Origin of the sequence: Novosphingopyxis baekryungensis DSM 16222 (genome assembly GCF_000420305.1) — a bacterium.
In the GTDB taxonomy this organism is placed as follows: Bacteria; Pseudomonadota; Alphaproteobacteria; order Sphingomonadales; family Sphingomonadaceae; genus Novosphingopyxis; species Novosphingopyxis baekryungensis.
Genome location: NZ_ATUR01000003.1, coordinates 515,799 through 539,545, shown reverse-complemented (window position 1 = coordinate 539,545; position 23,747 = coordinate 515,799). Strand labels below are relative to the sequence as shown.

23 protein-coding genes are annotated in these 23,747 nt (G+C 61.8%); 11 read left to right on the top strand and 12 right to left on the bottom strand.

What is annotated here, in order from left to right; all coding sequences use genetic code 11:
• Positions 1-32: 32 nt before the first annotated feature.
• The 4 genes from G410_RS0106435 to G410_RS0106420 all read left to right on the top strand — a co-directional run bounded on the left by G410_RS0106435 (position 33) and on the right by G410_RS0106420 (position 4,639).
• Positions 33-1,091: a DNA-directed RNA polymerase subunit alpha gene (locus G410_RS0106435; protein ID WP_022672833.1), complete on the top strand. Its 1,059-nt coding sequence runs from the start codon at positions 33-35 to the stop codon at positions 1,089-1,091.
• Positions 1,092-1,206: 115 nt separating this feature from the next.
• Positions 1,207-1,632 (top strand): 50S ribosomal protein L17, encoded by a 426-nt coding sequence (rplQ, locus tag G410_RS0106430; protein WP_022672832.1) that lies wholly within the window; start codon positions 1,207-1,209, stop codon positions 1,630-1,632.
• 127 nt (positions 1,633-1,759) lie between these two features.
• Positions 1,760-3,931, top strand: coding sequence for a prolyl oligopeptidase family serine peptidase (locus G410_RS0106425; RefSeq protein WP_022672831.1), 2,172 nt, complete (start codon positions 1,760-1,762; stop codon positions 3,929-3,931).
• 162 nt (positions 3,932-4,093) lie between these two features.
• Positions 4,094-4,639, top strand: coding sequence for a hypothetical protein (locus G410_RS0106420; RefSeq protein ID WP_022672830.1), 546 nt, complete (start codon positions 4,094-4,096; stop codon positions 4,637-4,639).
• A gap of 77 nt (positions 4,640-4,716) precedes the next feature.
• On the opposite strand, the gene G410_RS0106415 is transcribed toward G410_RS0106420, so the two are convergent.
• The 6 genes from G410_RS0106415 to G410_RS15885 all read right to left on the bottom strand — a co-directional run bounded on the left by G410_RS0106415 (position 4,717) and on the right by G410_RS15885 (position 13,352).
• Entirely contained in the window at positions 4,717-6,759 is a 2,043-nt protein-coding gene (locus G410_RS0106415; protein WP_022672829.1) for a 3-hydroxyacyl-CoA dehydrogenase NAD-binding domain-containing protein, read from the bottom strand.
• 75 nt (positions 6,760-6,834) lie between these two features.
• The gene (locus G410_RS0106410; RefSeq protein WP_022672828.1) at positions 6,835-8,037 is read right to left on the bottom strand and encodes a serine hydrolase domain-containing protein; all 1,203 of its coding nucleotides are present in this window, start codon (positions 8,035-8,037) and stop codon (positions 6,835-6,837) included.
• 85 nt (positions 8,038-8,122) lie between these two features.
• The gene (locus tag G410_RS0106405; RefSeq protein ID WP_022672827.1) at positions 8,123-9,196 is read right to left on the bottom strand and encodes a phosphotransferase family protein; all 1,074 of its coding nucleotides are present in this window, start codon (positions 9,194-9,196) and stop codon (positions 8,123-8,125) included.
• 8 nt (positions 9,197-9,204) lie between these two features.
• Complete coding sequence (locus G410_RS0106400) at positions 9,205-10,287, bottom strand: Zn-dependent alcohol dehydrogenase (RefSeq protein WP_022672826.1); 1,083 nt, start codon at positions 10,285-10,287, stop codon at positions 9,205-9,207.
• Positions 10,288-10,425: 138 nt separating this feature from the next.
• Entirely contained in the window at positions 10,426-11,724 is a 1,299-nt protein-coding gene (locus tag G410_RS15890) for an acyl-CoA dehydrogenase family protein (protein ID WP_022672825.1), read from the bottom strand.
• Between the two features lie 98 nt (positions 11,725-11,822).
• Positions 11,823-13,352, bottom strand: coding sequence for an MFS transporter (locus tag G410_RS15885; RefSeq protein ID WP_162604079.1), 1,530 nt, complete (start codon positions 13,350-13,352; stop codon positions 11,823-11,825).
• Between the two features lie 119 nt (positions 13,353-13,471).
• Between G410_RS15885 and G410_RS0106385 the strand changes: the two genes are divergently transcribed.
• The 6 genes from G410_RS0106385 (at position 13,472) to G410_RS0106360 (ending at position 18,709) form a co-directional block, all read left to right on the top strand.
• Complete coding sequence (locus G410_RS0106385) at positions 13,472-14,653, top strand: acyl-CoA dehydrogenase family protein (RefSeq protein ID WP_022672823.1); 1,182 nt, start codon at positions 13,472-13,474, stop codon at positions 14,651-14,653.
• Positions 14,654-14,815: 162 nt separating this feature from the next.
• Positions 14,816-15,952 carry an acyl-CoA dehydrogenase family protein gene (locus G410_RS0106380; RefSeq protein WP_022672822.1) on the top strand — a complete coding sequence of 379 codons (1,137 nt, stop codon included), beginning with the start codon at positions 14,816-14,818 and terminating at the stop codon, positions 15,950-15,952.
• 47 nt (positions 15,953-15,999) lie between these two features.
• Positions 16,000-17,148 carry an acyl-CoA dehydrogenase family protein gene (locus G410_RS0106375; RefSeq protein WP_022672821.1) on the top strand — a complete coding sequence of 383 codons (1,149 nt, stop codon included), beginning with the start codon at positions 16,000-16,002 and terminating at the stop codon, positions 17,146-17,148.
• Between the two features lie 232 nt (positions 17,149-17,380).
• Positions 17,381-18,178 (top strand): SDR family oxidoreductase, encoded by a 798-nt coding sequence (locus G410_RS0106370; protein WP_022672820.1) that lies wholly within the window; start codon positions 17,381-17,383, stop codon positions 18,176-18,178.
• Positions 18,179-18,251: 73 nt separating this feature from the next.
• Complete coding sequence (locus G410_RS15880; RefSeq protein ID WP_156851873.1) at positions 18,252-18,518, top strand: hypothetical protein; 267 nt, start codon at positions 18,252-18,254, stop codon at positions 18,516-18,518.
• Positions 18,515-18,709: a hypothetical protein gene (locus G410_RS0106360; RefSeq protein ID WP_022672818.1), complete on the top strand. Its 195-nt coding sequence runs from the start codon at positions 18,515-18,517 to the stop codon at positions 18,707-18,709. Before G410_RS15880 ends, G410_RS0106360 begins: the two co-directional genes overlap by 4 nt.
• A gap of 313 nt (positions 18,710-19,022) precedes the next feature.
• On the opposite strand, the gene G410_RS0106355 is transcribed toward G410_RS0106360, so the two are convergent.
• The 5 genes from G410_RS0106355 to G410_RS0106330 form a co-directional block, all read right to left on the bottom strand.
• Positions 19,023-19,469: an OsmC family protein gene (locus G410_RS0106355; protein ID WP_022672817.1), complete on the bottom strand. Its 447-nt coding sequence runs from the start codon at positions 19,467-19,469 to the stop codon at positions 19,023-19,025.
• A 234-nt stretch (positions 19,470-19,703) separates the two neighbouring features.
• Positions 19,704-20,336: a hypothetical protein gene (locus tag G410_RS0106345; protein WP_156851872.1), complete on the bottom strand. Its 633-nt coding sequence runs from the start codon at positions 20,334-20,336 to the stop codon at positions 19,704-19,706.
• Between the two features lie 120 nt (positions 20,337-20,456).
• Complete coding sequence (gene nrdR / locus G410_RS0106340; RefSeq protein WP_022672814.1) at positions 20,457-20,918, bottom strand: transcriptional regulator NrdR; 462 nt, start codon at positions 20,916-20,918, stop codon at positions 20,457-20,459.
• Between the two features lie 20 nt (positions 20,919-20,938).
• The gene (gene glyA, locus G410_RS0106335) at positions 20,939-22,246 is read right to left on the bottom strand and encodes a serine hydroxymethyltransferase (protein WP_022672813.1); all 1,308 of its coding nucleotides are present in this window, start codon (positions 22,244-22,246) and stop codon (positions 20,939-20,941) included.
• Positions 22,243-22,695: an RpiB/LacA/LacB family sugar-phosphate isomerase gene (locus G410_RS0106330; RefSeq protein WP_022672812.1), complete on the bottom strand. Its 453-nt coding sequence runs from the start codon at positions 22,693-22,695 to the stop codon at positions 22,243-22,245. The genes glyA and G410_RS0106330 overlap by 4 nt, the downstream gene beginning before the upstream one ends.
• A gap of 141 nt (positions 22,696-22,836) precedes the next feature.
• Here G410_RS0106330 and G410_RS0106325 point away from each other — a divergent pair, with 141 nt between their 5' ends.
• Positions 22,837-23,043 carry a hypothetical protein gene (locus tag G410_RS0106325; protein WP_022672811.1) on the top strand — a complete coding sequence of 69 codons (207 nt, stop codon included), beginning with the start codon at positions 22,837-22,839 and terminating at the stop codon, positions 23,041-23,043.
• 29 nt (positions 23,044-23,072) lie between these two features.
• Here G410_RS0106325 and G410_RS0106320 read toward each other — a convergent pair whose 3' ends face one another.
• Positions 23,073-23,729: an alpha/beta hydrolase gene (locus tag G410_RS0106320; RefSeq protein ID WP_022672810.1), complete on the bottom strand. Its 657-nt coding sequence runs from the start codon at positions 23,727-23,729 to the stop codon at positions 23,073-23,075.
• Positions 23,730-23,747: the final 18 nt, after the last annotated feature.

The following is a 23,747-nucleotide window of genomic DNA, read 5'->3' as shown; positions in this document are numbered from 1 at the left end:
ATGCTCCGGGGCCCGAACTTTAGGGGAATTCCATGGCTGTCAATATGAAGAACTGGCAGGAACTCAAGAAGCCCAGCAATCTCGAACTGAAGTCCGCCGGCGACGTCAAGCGCAAGGCCACTCTGGTTGCCGAGCCGCTTGAGCGTGGCTTTGGCCTGACTCTCGGTAACTCGCTGCGCCGCGTGCTTCTGTCTTCCTTGCAAGGCGCAGCCATCACCTCGATCAAGATCGAAAATGTGCTGCACGAATTCTCCTCGCTCGCCGGTGTGCGCGAAGATGTGACCGACATCGTCCTCAACGTGAAGCAGATCGCGCTGAAGATGGAAGGCGAAGGCCCCAAGCGCCTGCAGCTGTCGAAGACCGGCCCCGGCGAAGTCAAGGCCGGCGACATTGCCGTGTCCGGCGATATCGAGATCATGAACAAGGATCTCGTCATCTGTCATCTCGACGAAGACGCGACGCTGAACATGGAGCTGACCGCCGATAGCGGTAAGGGCTATGTACCTGCCGTCGCCAACCGTCCGGCCGACGCGCCGATCGGCCTGATCCCCGTGGACAGCCTGTATTCGCCTGTACGCCAGGTGGCGTACAAGGTGGACAATGCCCGCGTTGGCCAGGAACTGGATTTCGACAAGCTCTCGCTGACGCTGGAAACCGATGGTTCGGTGACACCTGAAGACGCCGTGGCCTATGCCGCGCGCATTCTTCAGGATCAGTTGCAGATCTTCGTCCACTTCGAAGAAGCGATGACGCAGTCCAGCGCGCCGGTCGGCCAGGCCGCTTCGCCCATGGGTGAAGAGTCCGATGCTAACCAGCTCAACCGGTATCTTCTCAAGAAGGTCGACGAGCTCGAGCTTTCGGTGCGTTCGGCCAACTGCCTCAAGAACGACAACATCATCTATATCGGCGATCTGGTTCAGAAGACCGAAGCCGAGATGCTGCGCACGCCGAATTTCGGTCGCAAGTCGCTGAACGAGATCAAGGAAGTGCTGTCCAGCATGGGCCTGCGCCTCGGTATGGACATTCCTGGCTGGCCGCCGGAGAATATCGAGGAAATGGCCAAGAAGCTGGAGCAGGAACTGCTCGGTTAAGTCATCCGCCACCCCGTCGACGGCGGGGTGGCCATCTATGGGATATGGCTCTTCCCATTAAAAGAGCCTGGACTGGGTTACCTCATACGGACCCCTTACGAACGGAGATACAATCATGCGTCATAAAATGGGCAAGCGGAAGCTTCAGCGGACCAGCTCGCACCGTATCGCGCTGCTGCGCAACATGGCAGCGGCACTGATCAAGCATGAGCAGATCGTGACGACCGTGCCGAAGGCCAAGGAACTGCGTCCCTATATCGAAAAGCTGATCACGCTGGCGAAGAAGGGTGGCCTGTCCAACCGTCGCCTGGCGCAGAGCCGCCTGATGGACGAAACGCAGCTCGCCAAGCTGTTCGACACGCTGGCCGATCGCTATTCGGACCGTAGCGGCGGCTACAGCCGTGTCATCAAGGCCGGTTTCCGCAAGTCGGACATGGCGCCGATGGCCGTCATCGAGCTGGTGGACCGTGACGAGAGCGCACGCGGCCAGGATAGCGGCCCGGTGATGAACGCCGACGAATATGAGGACGAAGCGGCCTGAGGCCAATTCTTCCCAAAGCTGTTATCTGACAGCTTGTGTTCATCTGAGCGCACTATAACAGAATTCGGGTCATGGCATCGACGGATGTCATGGCCTTTTTCGTATCTACAATCCGGAGCTCCCATTCATGCGCACATCCTCGCTGCTTACCGCCACCGCTCTTGCGCTCAGTCTGCCCGCCGCCCTTTGCGCGCAGACAACGGAGCGCGCGACGACGAACAGCGATACCGCAGCGCCAGGCCTGACCTATCCCGAGACCCGCAAGGGCGATGTGGTGGAAGAGCAGTTTGGCGTGAAGGTGGCCGACCCCTATCGTTGGCTGGAGAATGACGTGCGGGAAGACCCGGAGGTGGCCGCCTGGGTGCAGTCCGAGGTCGATACCACCAACGCCTATCTGGCGACCTTGCCAGGGCGGGATGCCCTCGCGCAGCGCATGAAGCAGCTTTACGACTATGCGCGTTTCGGTGTGCCGACGGTCAAGGGTGGGCATTATTTCTATACCCGCAATGACGGGCTGCAGAACCAGTCGGTGCTGTATGTGCGCGATCAGCTGAACGGTGAGGGCCGTGTGCTGATCGACCCCAATCCATGGTCCAAGGACGGCGCGACCGCGCTGGCCGAATGGGTGCCGAGCGACGACGGCACGCATCTTCTCTATGGCATTCAGGACGGAGGGACCGACTGGCGCACCGTCCGCGTGCTGGATGTGGCCACTGGTGAGCCGACCGGCGACGAGATCAAATGGGTGAAATTCTCCAATCTCGACTGGACCAAGGACGGCAAGGGCTTCGTCTATTCGCGCTTTCCCGAGCCGGCAGAAGGCGAAACCTTTCAGGCGCTGAACGAGCAGCAGGCGGTATATTATCATGCGCTCGGCACGCCGCAATCGGCCGACCGGCTGCTTTTTGCCACGCCGGACGAGCCCAAGCTCAACCATGTGGCCGAGATGACCGATGATGGCCGCTTTGCCCTGGTGACCAGCTCCTCCGGCACCGACAGCGCCTATCGCCTGAACCTGATCGATCTGACCGCCGAAACGCCGGCGGCGCGGGTGATCGTGCCGGAGCTGAAGAACGATTGGCGCATGCTCGGACAGGTCGACGACCAGCTCTATTTCGCCACCAACAAGGACGCGCCCAGGCTGCGTATCGTAACCATGCCGGTGACGGGGACCGAGGCCGATGTGACCGAGATCGTGCCTGAAGGCGAATCCGTGATCGACAGCGCGTCGATCGTCGGTGGCAAGCTGGTGCTGAACTATCTGGTCGATGCCAAGAACGAGGTGACGATCGCCGATCTGGACGGGTCCAACCGGCACAGCCTTGCGCTGCCCGGCATCGGCTCGGTCGGCGGCTTTGGCGGCGATGCCGACCAGGACGAGACCTTCTTTGCCTTTTCCAGCTTCACGCAGCCCGGCGCGGTCTACCGGCTCGACATGGCCTCCGAGACGCCCATGGTCTGGGAAGCGCCCAAGCTGGCCTTCAACCCCGATGATTACGTGACCGAGCAGCGCTTCTACGCCAGCAAGGATGGCACCAGGATTCCGATGTTCGTGGTGCGCCGAAAAGACGTGACCGGGCCCGCGCCAACGCTTCTTTACGGTTATGGCGGCTTCGATATCTCGCTGACGCCCGGCTTCTCTCCGCTTCGCATGGCGTGGATCGACAAGGGCGGCGTGTTCGCACAGGCCAATCTTCGCGGCGGCGGGGAATATGGCAAGGCCTGGCATGACGGCGGGCGATTGCTCAACAAGCAGAATGTGTTCGACGATTTCATCGCGGCAGGCGAGTATCTGAAGGCAGAGGGCTTTACCGGGCCGGAAGAGCTGGCGATCGAGGGCCGCTCGAATGGTGGCCTTCTGGTGGGCGCCGTCGTCAATCAACGGCCTGATCTGTTTGCTGCCGCGCATGCCGCGGTGGGCGTGATGGACATGCTGCGCTTCGACCGGTTCACCGCCGGGCGCTACTGGGTCGATGATTATGGCTATCCGGACAGGGAAGAGGATTTCCGCAACCTCATCAGCTATTCGCCCTATCACACGATTGGCAAGGTGAAGGCGGATTACCCCGCCGTGATCGTATCGACCGCCGATACGGACGACCGCGTCGTGCCGGGACACAGCTTCAAATATATCGCGCGGCTGCAGGCAACCGAGACGGGGCCGATGCCGAAGATCATTCGGATCGAAACCCGTGCCGGCCACGGTTCGGGCAAGCCGACCGACAAGCTGATCGCCGAATATGCCGATATCTACGCCTTCCTGGCGAACGGCACCGGGCTGGACCTGACGAAAAACTGATCATCGCTGCCGGGCCCGTCTATCAAGCGGCGGAGTCCGGCAGTCTGTTCATGTAAATAGCTTCCTTTATTAACAATCGCTGCCAGTGCAGTTCAGAACGGGGTCACAACGACCTCGCTAGAACGGACCATGCAGCGGGGAAGATATAAAGGAGCACGACCCATGACATATTTGAAGAAAACGCTAATCGGTTCGGCTGTCGGTGCGGCCGTGCTCATGTCCACGGCGGCCCCCGCCAATGCGCAGGTCTTTCGCGACCGGGATCGTGGCGGCATCGGCGCCGGCGAAGTCATCGCCGGCGTGGCCATTTTGGGTGGGCTTGCCGCCATTATTGCGGCGGCCAGCGACAATGACGACCGCTACAATCGCTATCCCAATACGAATGGCTATCCGACGCGTGGCTATAACGACAATCAATATTATCGCGGCAGCGCGCAATATAATCGCGGTTCGCAGGCCATCCAGCAATGCGTGCAGGCCGCGCAATATGAGGGCCGCCGCTATGGCAGCGATGTTCGTGTGACCGAAGTGCGCGACGTCGATCGCCTGCGCCGGGGTGTGCGCGTGCGCGGCAATATCGTGATCAATGAATATGATCGCCGTGGCAACCGCTGGGGCAATCGCGGACGCAACAATTATGACCGGGGCAGCTTCACCTGCACCATCCAGCGTGGCCGCGTGGTCGATGTCGATATTCGCGGCATCTGATCGATAGGTGAGAGCAGACAGAAAAAAAGCCCGGTATCGCTACCGGGCCTTTTTCTATTGGTGATCGGGAAGCGGGATCAGTTGAACCGCTCGCCCTTGTCCGCCTTCTCGCGAAGCAGTTTGGAAATCTTGAAGTCGAACTTGTCTTCATGCTTTTCCAGCCCGGCGAGGATTTTCTTGGCGCCTTCCAGATCGGCCCAGAACATCGGGCCACCGCGATAGACCGGCCAGCCATAGCCGTAGATCCACACCACATCGATGTCGCTGGCGCGCTGGGCGATGCCCTCTTCCAGAATGAGCGCGCCTTCGTTCACCATGGGGTACAGCGTGCGCTCCATGATTTCCTCATCGCTGATCTCGCGCACTTCGGCGTTCGATTTCTTGCGGAAATCCTCGATGATCTCTGCCACGCGTGGTGACGGGGAGGGGCGGCGCTTCTCGTCATAATCGTAGAAACCGGCGCCCTTCTTCTGACCCCAGCGGTCTTCTGCGGCCAGCGCATCGCGGATATTCTCGATGCGGGTGGGATCGCGGTGCCAACCGATATCCACACCGGCCAGATCGGCCATCTGGAACGGCCCCATGGGCATGCCGAAATCGGTATGCACCTTATCGATCTGGCTGGGTGTCGCGCCCTCCATCAGCAGCTTGTTGGCTTCCACCTGACGCGGCTTCAGCATGCGGTTGCCGATGAAGCCATCGCACACACCGGCAACGACGGCGACCTTGCGGATTTTCTTGGCGACATCCATCACCGTGGCCAGCACGTCCTTGTCGGTCTTTTCACCGCGCACGACTTCCAGCAGCTTCATCACATTGGCAGGCGAGAAGAAGTGCATGCCCACTACATCACCGGGGCGGTTGGTGGCCGCAGCGATCTCATTCACGTCAAGATAGCTGGTGTTGGACGCCAGGATTGCGCCCGGCTTGCAGATGCGATCGAGATTGCCGAAAATCTCCTTTTTCACATCCATATTCTCGAACACCGCTTCGATGATCAGATCGCAATCGGCCAGATCGTCCTGGCTCAGCGAACCGGTCAGCTGACCCATCCACTGTTCCACCTGATCATTGGTGAAGCGGCCCTTGGCGGCGCTGTTCTCATAATTTTTGCGAATCACGCCCGTGCCGCTGTCCAGCGCTTCCTGCTTCATCTCGACGATGGTGACCGGATAGCCGGCCTGCAGGAAGTTCATCGAAATGCCGCCACCCATGGTGCCCGCACCGATCACGCCGACCTTCTTGATCTCGCGCAGCTGAATGTCGGACGGCACATCGTCAATCTTGGCCGCCTTGCGTTCGGCAAAGAACAGGTGCCGCATGGCGGCGGACTGGCTGCCGAACATCAGCTTGCCGAACTGCTCGCGCTCGAACGCGATCCCTTCCTTGAAAGGCATCTGCGTGGCCGCTTCCACGCATTTGATATTGGCTTCCGGCGCATCGAAGCCATGGAATTTACGCGCATTGGCCTTGCGGAATTCGTCGAACACACCAGCGTCCGCCTTGGCTTCCATCTCGCTCACGCGCGGAATGGGGCGGGCGTCCTTGATTTCATTGGCAAAGGCAATGGCCTCCTCGCGCAACGTATCTTCGCCCGCCAGGCGGTCGATCAAGCCGGCTTCATGCGCTTTCTTGGCAGAGATGGGATCGCCCTTGGCGGTCATCTCCAGCGCCAGCTCGACCGTCGCGACGCGCGGAAGGCGCTGCGTGCCACCGGCACCGGGCAACAGGCCGAGCTTCACCTCGGGCGTGCCGATCTTGGCGGACGGCACGGCGATGCGATAATGGCACCCCAGCGCCGTCTCGCAGCCACCACCCAGCGCGGTGCCGTGGATCGCGGCAACGATCGGCTTGCCGAACGCTTCCATGCGCTCGATCACGGCGGGCAGCAGCGGCTCGACCGGCGGCTTGCCGAATTCGGTGATGTCGGCCCCGGCAAAGAAGGTGCGGCCTTCGCAGCGCAGAACCAGCGCCTTGATGCTGTCGTCACCCTCTGCCTCGTCCAGCGCGGCGGTGAGGCCGGTGCGCACGGCGGCGCCCAGTGCGTTCACCGGCGGATTGTTGGACGTGACGATCAGCAGATCGCCTTCGCGGGTGGTGGAAATGGGGGAGTCTGTCATATGTTTTCCTTGTTTTGACGGATGGGATGGAAATGGTGATCGCCGCATCGGCAGGGGCTTGCCCCTGACCGCCGGTTATTCCAGCGCGGCGTAGATCATGGTCTTGAGTTCCCGGCGCACCGGATAGGTGGAGCTGGGCATCAGCTGCGTCATGAAGATCATGAACAGCTCTTCGGCCGGGTCGATGAAAAAGGCGGTCGAGAACATGCCGCCCCAGTAGAAATCGCCGGCCGATCCGGGCGTCAGCGTCTTGTGCGGGTCCATCGTCCCGGCAAAGCCGAGGCCGAAGCCCACGCCGGCATTGTCCGCTTCGGAGAACAGGCTGACGGACAATTCGGTCAGATCCTTGCCACCGGGCAGGTGATTGGCGGTCATGAGATCGAGCGTCTTGCGACCGATCACACGGGCGCCTTCATATTCTCCCTGACCGAGCAACATGCGGCAGAAGCGTTCATAATCGCCGATGGTGGAGGCCAAGCCGCCGCCGCCCGAGGGCATGGCGCGCGGATTGGCCCATTTGCTCATCGGGCCGCCGGGATCGAACAGCTTCTTTTTCTCGGCGCTGTGGAAATAATAGGCATCGGCCAGGCGGTCCGCCTTGTCCTTGGGCACCTCGAAATGCGTATCCTCCATGCCCAGCGGATCCAGCACATGCTCTTTCAGATAGGCGTCGAACGGCTGATCGGCGATCCGCTGAATGACGCCGCCCAGCACATCGGTGGAGATGGAATAGTTCCAGCTTTCACCGGGATCGAACAGCAGCGGATATTCGGCGATCTTCTTGAGGAAGGTCTCCAGATCATATTGCGCATTGAAGCTGTCCAGCTTGTCTCGCCGATAGGCCGCATCCACCGGCGTGCGCTCCTGAAAACCATAGGTCAGGCCGGAGGTGTGGCGCAGCAGATCGATCATCTGCATCGGGCGCTTTGGGCGGCGGGACTGGAACGGCGCTTCGCCGCCACCGGCCTGGAACACGCCCAGATTCTTCCATTCGGGGATCACGTCATGCACATAATTGCTGAGCGCTACCTTGCCCTGTTCCACCAGCTGCATGAAAGCGATGGAGGTGAGCGGCTTGGTCATGGAGGCGATGCGATAGATCGTGTCCTCGGCCAGTGGCTGGCCTTCACGCGCATCGCCTTGCAGCGAATGAAAGGACGGCCCGTCCTTGGTGCCGACAAGCACGGCGGCGTGCGGCATGCGCCCGGTATCGAGATATTTCGCCTTCAGAAAGGGCGCAATCCGTTCGAGGCGATCCTGATTGAAAGCCGTGCTCATATAAGGGGTGTTGCTCCTGTCATCCGGGTCTCGCTTTGCAATGGACGAACGCATGGGCCCGCCGATATGTTCACACCATGTGCGGTCATGCGGCCCCGGCGCGCTGCGCAAACATCCAGGCGGACTGGACAAGATCGGGCATGCGGGCAACCGTTTCCTTGGCATGCGCACTGGACGCGGTGCCATCGATCATGCGCTTCTTGATGCCCTGGACGATGCCGGCCAGCCGGAACATGTTGAACGCGAAATACCAGTTGAGATCGGGTATGCTCGATCGGCCGGTCTTCTGTGCGTAGCGCGCGATCATTTCGTCCATCGTGGGAATGCCAAGGCTTTCCAGGTCTACCCCGGCAAGGCCCGCACGTCCCTCGCTCTCGGTTTCCCAGTTCATCAGCAGATAGGCGACATCGGCCATCGGATCGCCCAGCGTGGACAGTTCCCAATCCAGCACGGCGGCGACCCGCGCCTCGCTTTGCGCGAAGATCACATTGTCGATCCGGTAATCGCCATGGACGATGCTGGTGCGCTCCTGGCTCGGCAATGTCTGCGGCAGCCATGCGATCAGCTTGTCCATCTCCGGCAGATCGTCGGTCTGGGCGGCTTTATACTGCTTGGTCCAGCGGCCCACCTGACGTTCGAAATAATTGCCCGGTTTACCGTAATCGCCAAGACCGGCGGCTTCATGATCGGTCTGGTGCAGCTCTGCCAATGTGTCGATCAGCGCGAAATAGATGTCGCGCCGTTCGTCCTTCGTCATGCCGGGCAGCGTGCCGTCCCATAGCGACCGGCCCTGTACCATTTCCATGATGTAGAACATCGAACCGACCACGCCGTCGTCCGTGCACAGGCCATAGGGCTTGGCCACCGGAAATCCGGTGGGGTGCAGCCCGGCGATCACCTTATATTCCCGGTCGACCGCATGGGCCGACGGCAGCAGTTCGCCAAAGGGCTTGCGGCGCAGCACATAGCTGCGGTCCGGCGTATCGATGCGGTAGGTGGGGTTGGACTGGCCGCCCTTGAACTTGGATATGTCCATGGGGCCGGCATAGCCTTCGACATGGGCCTGCATCCACTGGTCCAGCGCCGCTCGATCGAGCTGATCCTTCTCCGGCACGTCCATGGTGCCGATCACGGTATCGTTCAGGTCTTCGCTCACCATGTTTCTCCTCAATCGAACCGGATGACGGAGCGGGCGGTATCGCCCTGCCGCAGGCCATCCAGCGCGCCGTTGATGCCATCGAGCCGGATTTCCTCGGCCACCATCAGATCGAGATCCAGATCGCCGCGCAGATAGAACTGCACGAGGCGGGGCAGATCGATCGGGGGCACGCAGCCGCCCAGCAGCGAACCCTGCAATTTCTTGGCGGACAGGAAGGTATGGCCCGGAATCGAGACCGATTTGCCCGGCGCGATCATGCCCAGGATGGTGGCGGTGCCGCCGCGCTTCAGGATATTCCACGCCATCTCCGCGGTGGCCGGCTGGCCGACGCACTCGATGGCATGATCGAACCCGCCGCCGCTGGATTTCAACAGGCTCTTGGTGGCGTTGTCTTCCATCGGGTCCATCGCATCGGTCGCGCCGATTTTCAGGGCAAGTTCCCGCTTGGAGGCAATCGGGTCGATCGCCACGATGCGGCCCGCGCCGGCGATTTTCGCCGCGTTGATGGCGCTGAGGCCGATGCCGCCGCAGCCGATGATGGCCACGGTCTCGCCGGGCCGCACCTTGCTGTCGTTGAACACCGCGCCCGCGCCGGTCAGCACCGCGCAGCCCAGCAGCGCGGCCTTTTCCAGCGGCATTTCCTTGTCGATCGCCACGCAGGCATTTTCATGCACCAGCATCTGTTCGGCATAGGCGGACAGATTGATGAACTGCGCCAGCGGATCGCCGTCCAACGTCAGACGCGGCGGCGCACCATCCGGGCGGCGAATGGCCGAGCTGGTGCACAACGTGTATTTGCCGGACAGGCACATGTCGCATTTGCCGCAGAATACGGTGAAGAAGGTGACGACATGATCGCCCGGCTTCACCGTGGTCACTTCGCTGCCGACCTTTTCCACCACACCCGCGGCTTCATGGCCCAGGATCACCGGCATGGGATGCGGAAATGCCCCGTCCGCAAAATGGAGATCGGACCGGCAGACCCCGCAGGCCACGGTGCGGATCAGCACTTCATGGGGCATGGGATTGTCGGTCTGCGCGTCGACGATTTCCAGCGGCGTCTTGGGAGCGGTCAGCAAAGCGGCTTTCATGGGATTCCTTTTGTCGTCACACCGGCAAAGGCCGGGGTCTCGGATAGAGCGTCGTTCGGATCAGATTATTATGGGGCTATTTGTGATTCCGGCCTTCGCCGGAATCACACTCCAATATAAATAAGCCCTGGCGCCTGATCAGCCGGGCATGCCGGCAGGTGGCTGGGCGCGGCTGGCCTTGGCGGCCTGGATCGCTTCCTTGCCGCCATATTTGCCCAGTTCGATGCGGGCGATGGCGCGGTTGTGCACCTCGTCCGGCCCATCGGCGAGCCGCAGCGTGCGCTGTCCGGCATAGGCCTTGGCGAGACCGAAGTCTTCGCTCACGCCGCCGCCGCCATGGGCCTGGATCGCATCGTCGATGATGCGCAGTGCCATGTTCGGTCCCTGCACCTTGATCATCGCGATCTCGGCCTGCGCCGCCTTGTTGCCGGCCTTGTCCATCATGTCGGCGGCCTTCAGGCAGAGCAGGCGGCTCATGTCGATATCGATCCGCGCACGGGCCACACGCTCTTCCCACACGCTGTGTTCGGCAATCAGCTTGCCGAAGGCGGTGCGGCTCAGCAGGCGGCGGCACATCTTTTCCAACGCTTCTTCCGCCGCACCGATGGTGCGCATGCAGTGATGGATACGGCCCGGCCCAAGGCGACCCTGCGCGATTTCGAACCCGCGGCCTTCGCCCAGAATGATGTTGCTGGCTGGTACGCGCACGTCCTTCAGCGCGATTTCCATATGGCCATGCGGCGCATCGTCATAACCGAACACCGGCAGGAAACGTTCGATGTCCACGCCCTCGGCATCCAGCGGCACGAGGATCTGGGACTGCTGGGAGTGACGCGAGGCGTCCGGATCGGTCTTGCCCATCAGGATGGCAATCTTGCAGCGCGGATCGCCCGCACCGCTGGACCACCATTTGCGGCCATTGATCACATATTCGTCGCCATCGCGTTCGATCCGGCACTCGATATTGGTCGCATCGGAGCTGGCCACATCGGGCTCGGTCATCAGGAACGCGGAGCGGATTTCGCCGTTCATCAGCGGCTTCAGATATTGCTCCTTCTGCTCGCGCGTGCCGTAGCGGTGGAACACTTCCATGTTTCCGGTATCCGGCGCGGAGCAGTTGAACACCTCGGACGCAAAGCCGATTCGGCCCATCTCCTCGGCACAGAGCGCATATTCCAGATTGGTCAGGCCGGGGCCTTCGAATTCGAAGCTGTCGTCGACATGCGTCTGGCCGGAATTCGGCGGCATGAACAGGTTCCACAGACCCTGGCCCTTGGCCTTTTCCTTCAGGTTTTCGATGGTCTGGATGACTTTCCAGCGATCGCCCTGGTTCATCTCGGCCTGCACATCGCCAATGGCGGGGCGGACATTCTGCTCGATGAAGGTGCGGATACGGTCGCGCCAGTGGCTCTGGCGTTCGGTCAGGTCAAAATCCATAAAAGGTCATCCTCTCGAAATACGAAGCAGTTGAAGTGTTATGCCGGGTTAGTGACAGATCGGCGATGCTTTTTCCAGCATGCAGTATGGCGATCGGCTTATGTGGCGGGCGGCTCGGCAGTGGCGGCCACCTTCTGCAGCCCTTCGGCGTCCGGCTCTTCCCGGCCAGATAGCGGATAGCGCAGATAGGACAGGGCCGAGAGGGTGCCGAGGATCGCCACGGCCAGGCCGTAAACGAGGATCAGGCGGGACAATATATCGTCCGGCACGCTGCCCGGCGCGGCTTTCTCCGGAAATCCCACCGCGCCCAAGATCATACCGCTGAGGAAGATGCCGAGACCGGTGACCGATTTCTGTACGAAGAAGAAGCCGGCATAGAACAGCCCCTCGGTCTGGCGTCCAGTGGCTTTGGCGGCGTGATCGGTAACGTCCGCCACCATGGAAGCGGTCAGGATCAGCGAGGAAATGAAGGCCGCATTGCCGATGCCGATCATCGACAGCACCAGCGGCAGCAACAGGGGATCGCCATTGTCCGGCGCTATGCCGAAGAAGCGCAGCCAATAGGCGCCGCTGCCGAACAACACGGCCACCACCGCGGTGGCCGCCGCGCCCCGCTGTTTGCTGGTGCGCTTGGCAATCGGCGCGATAACGAGAAAAGCCACCACCGCACTGCCGAACAGCACCAGCGCGAAGATCAGGAACTGGGCCGCAGAAAACTGCCAGATGAATTCGAGCAGATAATTGGTGAGCGCAAAGGTGATGCCCTGCGCGGCATAGCCGAACAGCGCAGCGATCATCAGGGTCATGAACGGCCTGTATCGCAGCGTCGCCACGATATCGCGAATGCTGTCGGCGGTCTGCGGGCGGCCCGGTATCGGGCGGGCAAGGCGTTTGTGGGTGCCGATGGCCGATACCAGAATGGAGACGAACATGATGAGCGCGCCGATCATGGCGTAGCGCGGATAGCCTGCGGGGTTCAGCGTGCCATTGGGATAGCCGGGACCGGGCACCAGTATCACGCCATAGGCCAGCGCCAGCATCAGAATGCCGCCTGCCCAACCGAACAGATAGCGATAGCGCACCACCAGCGTGCGCTCGGTATAGTCGCTGGTCAGTTCCGGCGTCAGCGCCAGTGACGGGACTTCGTTGCACGACAGCGACGCGCGTACCAGCAGCCCGAACGTGAACAGATAGCCCAGGGTCACGCCCATGCTCGCTTCCGGCGGATTCCACAGCATCAGCCAGCTGAGTGCGATCGGCAGGGCGGAGCCGTAGAGCCACGGATGACGACGGCCCCATCTGGTTCGGGTGCGATCCGACAGGCTGCCGATGACCGGATCGATAAAGGCATCGGCAATCAGCGCCAAGCCGATGATGAGGCCCACCGAGTCGGCCGGAAGTCCCACGATCTGGTTGTAGAACAGCAGCAGGAACACGGAAAAACCGTTATCCTTGATGCCGTAGGCGACCGCGCCGAACCCGTAAGCCAGCTTGGTGCCAAGCGGAACGGGCGCGCTGGGCGCGATATGGATAGTCGTGGCGATTGCCGCCCCTCCTTTTTCAAGATTTGTTTTATGTTCTTTTTTCTGCCCCATGCTGACGCGCGCCAGCATGTGCGTCAATCGCATTCGCCATACCCTTTTTTCGAAAAAGCAAAACGAACCCTTGCGTCGCGGCCCCGAATTTGGTGCAATTGCGGGGAAGATGGCCGCGTTCCAAAAGGCGCCGCCCAAAGGAGACCGAAGACATGAGCGATCTGGACACATTCCGCGCCGAGACCCGCGCCTGGCTGGAGGCAAACTGCCCGCCCGAAATGCGCCAGCCGGTGCAGAGCGAAGACGATATCTGCTGGGGCGGGCGCAACTGGACCTTCAAGAACGAAGCGCAAAAGCAGTGGCTGGATGCCATGGCGGGGCGCGGCTGGACCGTGCCGGACTGGCCGAAGGATTATGGCGGCGGCGGTCTTTCGCCCGAAGAAACCAAGATCCTGCGGCAGGAAATGGGGCGCATCAATGCACGCAATCCGCTGAACAGCTTCGGCATCTCCATGCTCGGGCCCGCCATGCTGCATTTCGGCACCGAAGAGCAGAAGAAGCATTATCTGCCGCCCATCGCGCGCGGCGAAGTCCGCTGGTGCCAGGGCTATTCGGAGCCGGGCAGCGGCTCGGACCTCGTCTCGCTGCAGACCTATGGCAAGGATGAGGGCGATCATTGGGTGGTCAACGGACAGAAGGTCTGGACCAGCTATGCCGACAAGGCGGACTGGATCTTCTGCCTGGTCCGTACCGACAAGGAAAACAAATATCAGGGCATCAGCTTCCTGTTGTTCGACATGGAATCGGACGGCGTCACGACCAAGCCGATCAAGCTGATCAGCGGCAACAGCCCGTTCTGCGAGACCTTTTTCGATGACGTGAAGGTGCCCAAGGACCAGATCGTCGGGAAGGAAAATCGCGGCTGGGACGTGGCGAAATATCTGCTGGGTCATGAACGCGAGATGATCTCCGGCACCGGTGGCGGAGACCGCGCGGGATCGCTCGGAGCGGTCCTGGCCGAAACGGTCGGCAAGGACGATGCCGGCAAGCTGGACGACCCGATCCTGCGCGCGCAGCTCGCCATGTTCGACGTCGATGCGCTGGCCTTCACCGCGATGAGCGAGCGTTTCACCGATGAGATGAAGGCGGGCAAGGGGCATCCCGCCCAACCCAATATGCTGAAATATGCAGGCACGGAGCTGAACAAGCGCCGTCATGCGCTGATCATGGAGGCGGGCGGATCGGACGCGCTGGAATGGGAAAGCGAGCGCTCGAACGAGGGCGGGCGTCCCCGCAGCTGGCTGCGCACCAAGGCCAACAGCATCGAAGGCGGCACGAGTGAGATCATGCTCAATGTGGTCGCCAAGCGCATTCTGGAACTGCCGGGGGCGTAATCATTATCTCCCCCTCCTGATCGCAGGAGGGGGCGGGGGTGGGCTGCGGTCCTGGTGCGCCAGGCTGCAGGCCCACACCGCTGCGACCGGATGCCGCCAACGGCCCCTGGTCTCATTGCCCCTCCCATGAACGGGAAGGGAAACATTCAGAGGACATCACCAATGCCACTTTATCTCAACGACGATCAGGCCATGATGCAGGACAGCGCACGGCCCTTCATGGCGGACGAGGCGCCCGTCGCGCATCTGCGCGAATTCCGCGACAAAAACTGCAAGGACGGGTTCAGTCACGATCTGTGGCGAAAGTTCGGCGAGATGGGCTTTACCGGCATCCTCGTCGGCGAGGACGATGGCGGGCTCGGCATGGGCCATGTCGAGGCTGGCGTGGTCATGGAAGAGATTGGCCGCAATCTGACGCCTTCGCCGTTTCTGGGCACCGCGGTGGCCGGCGTTACCGCGCTGAACGAAGCGGGATCGGCCCTGCGCGAGAAATATCTGCCCGGCATCGTGGCCGGAGAAACCGTGCTCGGCATGGCGATAGACGAGGGCGGCAAGCACCGGCCCGAGCGCATTGCGATGCAGGCGGAGCGCGCCGGCAATGGCTTCAAGCTTAGCGGCCGCAAGCAGTTCGTGCTGCAGGGCGGCAGCGCGGACGCACTGATCGTGGCCGCGCGCACCGGCGGCGCCGCTGGTGAGACGCAGGGCATCACCCTGTTCGCGGTCGACAAGGATGCCGCCAATATGCGCATGGAAAGCGCCCGGCTGGTCGACAGCGCCATGGCAGCCCATGTCGATTTCGACGGCGTGGAAGTGACGGCAGATGCGGTGGTCGGCGAAGTGGACGAGGGCTGGACGGTGCTGCGCAAGGTGCTGGCCGCCGCGCGTGCCGGTTCGGCGTCCGAGCTGATCGGCGTGGGCACCGGCGCGATGGACCGCACCGTAACCTATCTCAAGGAACGCAAGCAGTTCGGCCGGTTGATCGGCGAATTCCAGGCGCTGCAGCATCGCGCGGCGCATCTCTATAGCGAGATGGAAATTGCGCGCGCTGCCGTGCTCAAGGCGCAACAGCTTCTGGATGAAGGCAGCGACGATGCGGAGCTTTGGGTCTCCATCGCCAAGGCGAAGGCCGGCATCACGTCCGATCTGGCCGTGCGCGAAGGCGTGCAGATGCATGGCGGCGTCGGGATGACCGATGAATATGATATCGGCCTGTTCATGAAGCGCGATCGCGCGCTGGCCGAATATATGGGCGATGCCAATTATCATGCCAACCGCGTGGCAGAGCTTAGCGGTTACTAGGGCAGGCCATGCCGCAGCTGCCCGCGCAATCACATTAGGAAACAGACGTGCCCCTCGATAAAGACACCTATGATCAGCTCATCGAAACGGTCAGCCGTTTCGTCACCGAACGCCTGCGTCCCCTGGAAGGGCAGGTGGGCGATAAGGACGAGATCCCGCAGGACGTTATCGACGAGATGAAGGAACTTGGCCTGTTCGGGCTGACGATTCCGGAAGAATATGGCGGCATCGGCCTGACCATGGCCGAGGAGATCGGCGTGGCCATTGCGATGGGGCATACCTCGCCCGCCATGCGGTCCAGCTTCGGCACCAATATCGGCATCGGCAGCCAAGGGCTGGTGATGGCCGGCACCGATGAACAGAAGCAAAAATGGCTGCCACGCATTGCCAGCGGAGAGCTGATCACCAGCTTCGCGTTGACCGAGCCCGATGCCGGGTCCGATGCCGGTAGCGTGAAGACGCGCGCCACGCTGGACGAAGCCAAGGGCGTGTACCGCCTCAATGGATCGAAGCGGTACATCACAAATGCCGATAAGGCCGATTTGTTCACCGTCATGGCGCGCACCGGCGGGGAAGGAGCGCATGGCGTCTCCAGCTTCCTCGTCCCGCGCGATCTGCCCGGGCTTTCCGTTGGCGCGCATGAAAAAAAGATGGGCCAGCAGGGCGCGCATGTCTGCGACGTCAATTTCGACGATGTCGAAGTGCCGGTGGAAAACCGCCTCGGCGCGGAGGGCGAGGGCTTCAAGGTCGCCATGCGCGTGCTCGATCGCGGGCGGCTACACATCAGCGGCGTCTGCGTAGGCGCTGCCGAGCGGCTGATCGAAGATATGGTGGGCTATGCCAGCGAGCGGCAGCAGTTCGGCAAGCCGATCTCCAGCTTTCAGATGATCCAGGCGCAGATCGCCGACAGCAAGGCCGAATGCATGGCCGCGCGCGCGCTGGTGGAACAGACCGCCCGCAAGCGCGATGCGGGTGAGAGCATCACGCTGGACTGCGCGGCAACCAAGCTGATCGCATCGGAGATGGTGGGCCGCGTGGCCGACCGCGCGGTGCAGGTCTATGGCGGGGCCGGCTATATCGCCGATTACGGAATCGAACGTTTCTACCGCGATGTGCGGCTGTTCCGCATTTATGAAGGCACCAGCGAGATCCAGCGCAGCATCATCGCCCGTGAGACGCTGAAGACCGGCGGCTGACCGCGAGGCGGCATCACGCTTTGTCCGCCGGGCCTGTCCTAAAGCCCGCTGGGGGCGCTACGGTGCACCATGTTTCACGGCCTGGCTCATTGCGCGCAATCGCTATGATGCTGCTGCGGGCGATGAGCGTGGCCCGTTTGACTGGGAGCGTATCGCGTCTTTTGCGAACTTCCGGACAATCACGCCATATTGATCGACTACATCGATAACCAGAAATCTCAGGAGAAGACCCATGGACATCCCCAAATTATTCTCGCTCGACGGCAAGGTAGCGCTGGTGACCGGCGGCTCGCGTGGCATCGGCCGGATGATCGTCGAGGGCTTTCTCGGCGCGGGCTGCGCGCGGGTTTATATCAGCGCGCGCAAGGTCGAGCAGCTGGAGGCCACGGTGGCCGAGCTTGGCGACAAGGTGATCGCCATTCCCGGCGATGTCGGCACGGTCGAGGGCTGCCGCGCACTGGCCGAGGCTATCGGCGCGAAGGAAGAAAAACTCGATATCCTGGTGAACAATGCCGGTGCCGCCTGGGGCGCGGAGTTCGAGAATTTCCCGGAACAAGGCTGGGACAAGGTGATGGACGTCAATGTGAAGGGACCGTTCTTCCTCACGCAGGCGCTGCATGGGTTGCTCAAAGCCGCCGGATCGATGGATTCGCCGGCCAAGGTCATCAACATCGGTTCGATCGACGGGCGCAAGCTCAATCCTTGGGAAACCTATAGCTATCAGGCGTCCAAGGCCGCGATCCTGCACCTGACCAAGCGCATGGCCGCGCGTTTGATCGAAGACGGTATCGTCGTAACCGCGATTGCGCCGGGGGCCTATCAGTCGGACATGAACAAGGCGGCGCGCGACTTTGGCGACGCCGTGGCCAAGGGCATTCCGGCCCGTCGGATCGGCGAGCCGGAGGATATGGCTGGCGCGGCCATCTATTTGGCAAGCCGCGCGGGCGATTATGTCATCGGTTCAACCGTTACGGTGGACGGCGGCATCGTCGATGCAGGGCTGCCGCACAACAGCATCGATCCCAGCTGACCGGTTTGCGGGGATGGTGAGGGAACGCCAAGGCGCACCCCGCCGTTGTCCACGGGAATGAAAGGAAATGATCATGCCTAGGCATCCCGATGAAAATGCGAACGAAACCGAAGAGCTGGAGGGCTATGATCCCTCGCAGCGTGCCGAAATTCTGGAAACGGAAGGTCGCAATCACAAGGACGGCGCCATCGTCGATGATCTGACGCCCGATCGTGGCCAGTCGATCACCGAAGGCGAAGCGGTGGAAGAGGAACTGCACCCGGTCGGCACCATGCCGGACCAGGACATCGTCGACATGATGGACGAGGACTCGTCCGAAAATAAGGAGAATGCACGATGAGCGGCAGCGGATATGGAAATCATGCGCAGGGCGAAAAGCCTGACGCGCCGGAAGGGCCAGCAGAGCCCGTTACCCCGAACAAGCCGCAAGGCCCGGACGGCGCGGCCGATACGCAGTCGACCACGACGCCGGACGCCTATCCGGACGATGATGGCGGCAAGCCGGATTATGGCAGCCCGCACCGGAAATAAGAGAGAGGAGAGCAGGGTTGCGGTTTCCGCAATTGGAGGCAAGCAAGCTGCAATTGTCTTTGCCGCAGCGCGGCATATGTAGGCTGCATCGCCGGTAACAACCGGCCCTTCCTCCGGCGGGTGGCTTTCCTCCTCCTCCTCTCCCAGCTCCAGCCGGAGTGATGAGAAAACGGTCTCTGGGCATGCCTCAGGGGCCGTTTTCCTTTTGGGCCATCGCCGATTTGATCGGGCGGATCGTGGGAATGCGATCACCCATAAAAAAAGGGCCGCGCCCAATGGCACGGCCCCCGATCAGTCTTTCGGGATTGCTCGGTCAGCCGACGGAAAATTCGCTGTTCAGCGTGTGCTCCAGCGTGATGTCGCAATTGAGCAGCTTGGAGATCGGGCAATTCTTCTTCGCGCCATTGGCGATCTCGGCGAACTTGTCTTCCGGAATATCGGCGATCTGGGCGGTCAGCGTAAGCTCGCTTTTGGAGACCTTGAAGCTGTCTCCGTCTTTTTCCAGCGTGACCACGGCCTTGGTATCCAGAACGCCGTCCTTGAAACCGGCATCGGCCAGCGCGAAGGACAATGCCATGGTGAAGCAGCTGGCATGGGCACCGCCAATCAGCTCTTCCGGATTGGTGCCGGGCGCATCTTCGAAGCGCGTGTTGAAGCCATAAGGCTGGTTTTCGAGCGCGCCCGATTGGGTGGACACATGGCCCTTGCCGGATTTGCCAAGGCCTTCGTAGCGGGCAGAGCCCCAATTGGTCATCGCCATGATTTCATATTCCTTCGATTTAAGTGATGTGTGATCGCTTTATCGGCCCAGATCAGCTGCAGCTGAACATCGCGATGATGGCGGCGAGGGCCGATGGTGCGGCGGTCAATGTCAGAAAGCGCATCGTCAGCCGACCCAGGGTCATCATTCGTCCATCCATAAAGCGGGTTCGCCAAAGATAACGTCGCTGATGTTCTTGAGGTTCCGTTTGCGGGCCGGCGGGGCGCGCTGGGGCTATTGTTCGCCGATGCTGGCAGGGTCCGGCGAATCGTCCGGGCGCCCGTTGCCGGGGGCGGTATTCCCGGACCGTCCGGTTGCGATATCCATGATCCGCTGCTCGGTATCGGCCACCGGATCGGCTTTCCGGACAGACCGCTCCGGTGCCGGCGCGATGCGGGTGGATGGCGTTTCGGTTCGGGTGTAACCGCGCGGCAGCAGATTTTCCGGGCCATCCGTGTCCGCTTGGGTCGATGGCCGCGCGCGGTCCGTTCTGGCGGGGGCGGGCGGATCGATCATGCCATAGTCGCTGCGGGGCAGGTCCTGTGCCTCCATGAAATTGCCGTCGTCCATCGAAAATTCGATCCGGTGCGCCGGCCGGGCAGCTTCATAGGGCTCGATCGCTCGCGCCCCGGCCACGGTGGGTTTCGCGATGCGCTTTTCACCGGGGGTATAGGGTGCATAGCGCGTATCGACCGCGTAATCATCCTGATGGTAGATATCCCGGCCCAGCGCATAACGCTCGGTCTGGACCCGATCGTCCGACGCCCGGCCGGAGGTGAAAGGGCCGCCAAGCAGCTTGGCGCCGAGCAGTCCGGCAAAAAGCGCGACGAGCAAAAGACCGCATACAATGGAAAGACGCTTGGCCATCGGACGTCCGATATAAGCGCGCTGGCTAAACATCGGAAGGCCAGATTTTGGAGGGCCGAAATTTGGAAGGTTACAGTTCGGAAGGTCTCGCATGGCCGAAAGAATCCGGCGGCATCACGATCAGCCTTGGCCGATATCTTTCACCGTGCCTGCAAATTCCTCGAAATCACGCGCCTCGGTGAAGTCCTTGTAGACCGAAGCGAAGCGGATATAGGCCACGCTGTCGAGCTGTTGCAGCCCTTCCATCACCATCTGGCCGATGCGCCCGGCGGGCACTTCGCTGTCGCCGCTGGTTTCCAGCTGCCGCTGGATGCCGGACACCAGCTGATCGATCCGCTCCTGCGGCACCGTGCGTTTGCGGCAGGCGAGCGCGATCGATTTTTCCAGCTTGGAGCGATCAAAGCTTTCGCGGCGGTTCTCGCTTTTGACCACGGTGACATCGCGCAGCTGAATACGCTCAAAGGTCGTGAAACGCGCAGCGCAGCTTTCGCACTGCCGCCGCCGCCGGATGGCCGCCCCGTCTTCACTGGGGCGGCTATCCTTCACCTGGCTGTTGTCATGGGCGCAATAGGGACAGCGCATGGCGGTCTTTCAGATCGGCCTTACTGGCCTTCGTAAATCGGGAAGCGATCGCACAGCGCCTCGACGCGCTTCTTTACATCGGCTTCCACCTTCGGATCGCCCTCTTCGCCCTTGTCGCGCAGGCCTTCCAGCACATCGGCCACCATGTCGCCGATTTCCTGAAACTCCGCGATGCCGAAGCCGCGCGTGGTGCCGGCGGGTGAGCCGACGCGGATGCCGCTGGTCTTGGTCGGCGGCAGCGGATCGAAGGGGATGCCGTTCTTGTTGCAGGTGATCGAAGCGCGCTCCAGCGCCTCGTCCGCATCCCGCCCGGTCACGCCGAGCGGGCGCAGATCGACGAGCGCGACATGCGTGTCCGTGCCGCCCGCGACCAGATCCGCCCCGCGATCCTTCAGCCGCTGTGCCAGCGCCTGCGCGTTTTCGATCACCGCCGCCGAATAGCTGCGGAATTCAGGGCGCAGCGCCTCTCCGAAGGCCACCGCCTTGGCGGCGATGACATGCATGAGCGGTCCGCCCTGCAGACCCGGGAAAACGGCGCTGTTGAATTTCTTGCCCAGCGCCTCGTCGTTCGAGAGGATCATGCCACCGCGCGGCCCGCGCAGCGTCTTGTGCGTGGTGGTGGTGACGACATGGGCGTGCGGCAGCGGGCTGGGATGCATGTCCGCGGCCACCAGTCCGGCGAAATGGGCCATATCGACCTGCAGATAGGCGCCTACCTTGTCGGCAATCTCGCGGAAGCGCGGGAAATCGATATGCCGGGGATAGGCAGAGCCGCCAGCGATGATGAGCTGCGGCTTGTGTTCCAGTGCCAGCCGCTCGACTTCGTCATAATCGATGAGATGCGTGTCTTCGCGCACGCCATATTGCACGGCGTTGAACCATTTGCCCGACATGGACGGCGCCGCGCCGTGGGTAAGATGGCCGCCGGCATCGAGGCTCATGCCCAATATGGTGTCACCCGGCTTGATCAGGGCCAGCAGCACTGCGCCATTGGCCTGCGCGCCCGAATGCGGCTGGACATTGGCATAAGCGCAATCGAACAGCATTTTCGCGCGATCGATCGCCAGTTTCTCCACCGTGTCCGATGGCGCGCATCCCTGATAATAGCGCTTGCCCGGATAACCCTCGGCATATTTGTTGGTGAACACGGAGCCCTGGGCTTCCAGCACGGCCTGGCTGACGATGTTTTCCGATGCGATCAGCTCGATCTGCCTGCGCTCGCGCCGCAATTCGGCGGAAATCGCCTCCGCCACGGCATGGTCGGATTTCACTAGCGCGGAATCGAAGAAGCCATCGGGGCGAATCTTGCGGTCGATAACGGTGCTCATCGGGCATTCTCCTGGGCAGGTGGGTTGCTGAGCTGGTCGACCCTGCGTTGATGACGGTCGCCCAGAAAATCGGTGGTGAGGAAAGCGTTCAGGCAGGCCTTGGCCTGTTCGATGCCGATGAGCCGTGCGCCCATGGCGATGATATTGGCGTTGTTGTGCGAACGCGCGAGCTCGGCGGACAGCGGCTCGGACACGAGCGCGCTGCGGCAATCGGGGTTGCGATTGACCGCGATGGAAATGCCGATGCCAGATCCGCACAATGCCACGCCGCGTTCCGCCGCGCCGGATGCCACGGCCTCGGCCAGCTTGTAGCCATAGAGCGGATAATCCACGCTGCTGCTGTCGGCAGGGCCAAGGTCGACCACATCATGGCCGGCTTCGCGCATCATGTCGGCGAGCGCGGCTTTCATCTCGATGGCGGCATGGTCGGAAGCGATGGCGACACGCATAAATGCTCCTCGTGCTGATCGGGCGAGTCCGTTGGCGCACCATCTAGCGACGCCGCGCCAGCACGCCAACCGCTATATGGCCCTTATCCTATTGCCCGCAGCATATGGCGATGCGGCACGCAATCGGCTAGGTCATGCTGCATGGCCAATGCAATCCTGTCCGTCCTGATGATCGCCGGCATCGCGCTGCTGGCCGGTGCCTATGCGCTGCACCGCCGTGGTGGAGAGCGCAAAAAGGTGCTGCTCATGGTGATCGCGGCGCTGGTCATGTTTGCCAATCTGGCGATCTGGTCGGTGCCGACCAGAAGCGGCGAGACGCTGGCAGGACGCGCCGCCGACGCGTCCTGAAGGCCAATTCCATGGCCGGTGTCACCGGCTCATTTGATCGGTGAATTGGGGTCCAGGCGCATGTCGAGATAATTGTCGACCGAGGCCATCAGCGCGTCCTGTTCTCCATCATACAGGAAATTGGCGCGCGGAATTTCGTCATGGTGGATGGTGATGTGTTTTTGCGTGCGCAGCTTGTCGACCAGCTTCTGCACGCCCACGGGCGTGACGATATCGTCTTCCTTGCCCTGGATGATGATGCCGGAACTGGGGCAGGGGGCCAGGAAGCTGAAATCATACATGTTGGCCGGCGGGCTGATCGAGATGAAGCCGCGAATTTCCGGACGGCGCATCAGCAGTTGCATGCCGATCCACGCGCCAAAGCTGTGGCCTGCGATCCAGGTGGTCTGCGCTTCTTCATGAAAGCTTTGCACCCAGTCCAGCGCGGAGGCAGCGTCGCTAAGCTCGCCAATGCCGTTGTCGAATTCGCCCTGGCTGCGGCCGACGCCGCGAAAGTTGAAACGCAGCGTGAGGAACCCGCGCGCCTTGAACGTCTTGAACAGGTTCTGGGTGATCCGCTCATTCATCGTTCCGCCCGCCTTGGGGTGGGAATGCAGGATCATCGCAACCGGCGCGCGTGGACGCGGTGCTGGTGCAAGACGGCCTTCGAGCCGTCCTTCGGGACCGGGAATAATGACTTCGGGCATGGGAGGAATAGTCCGCTA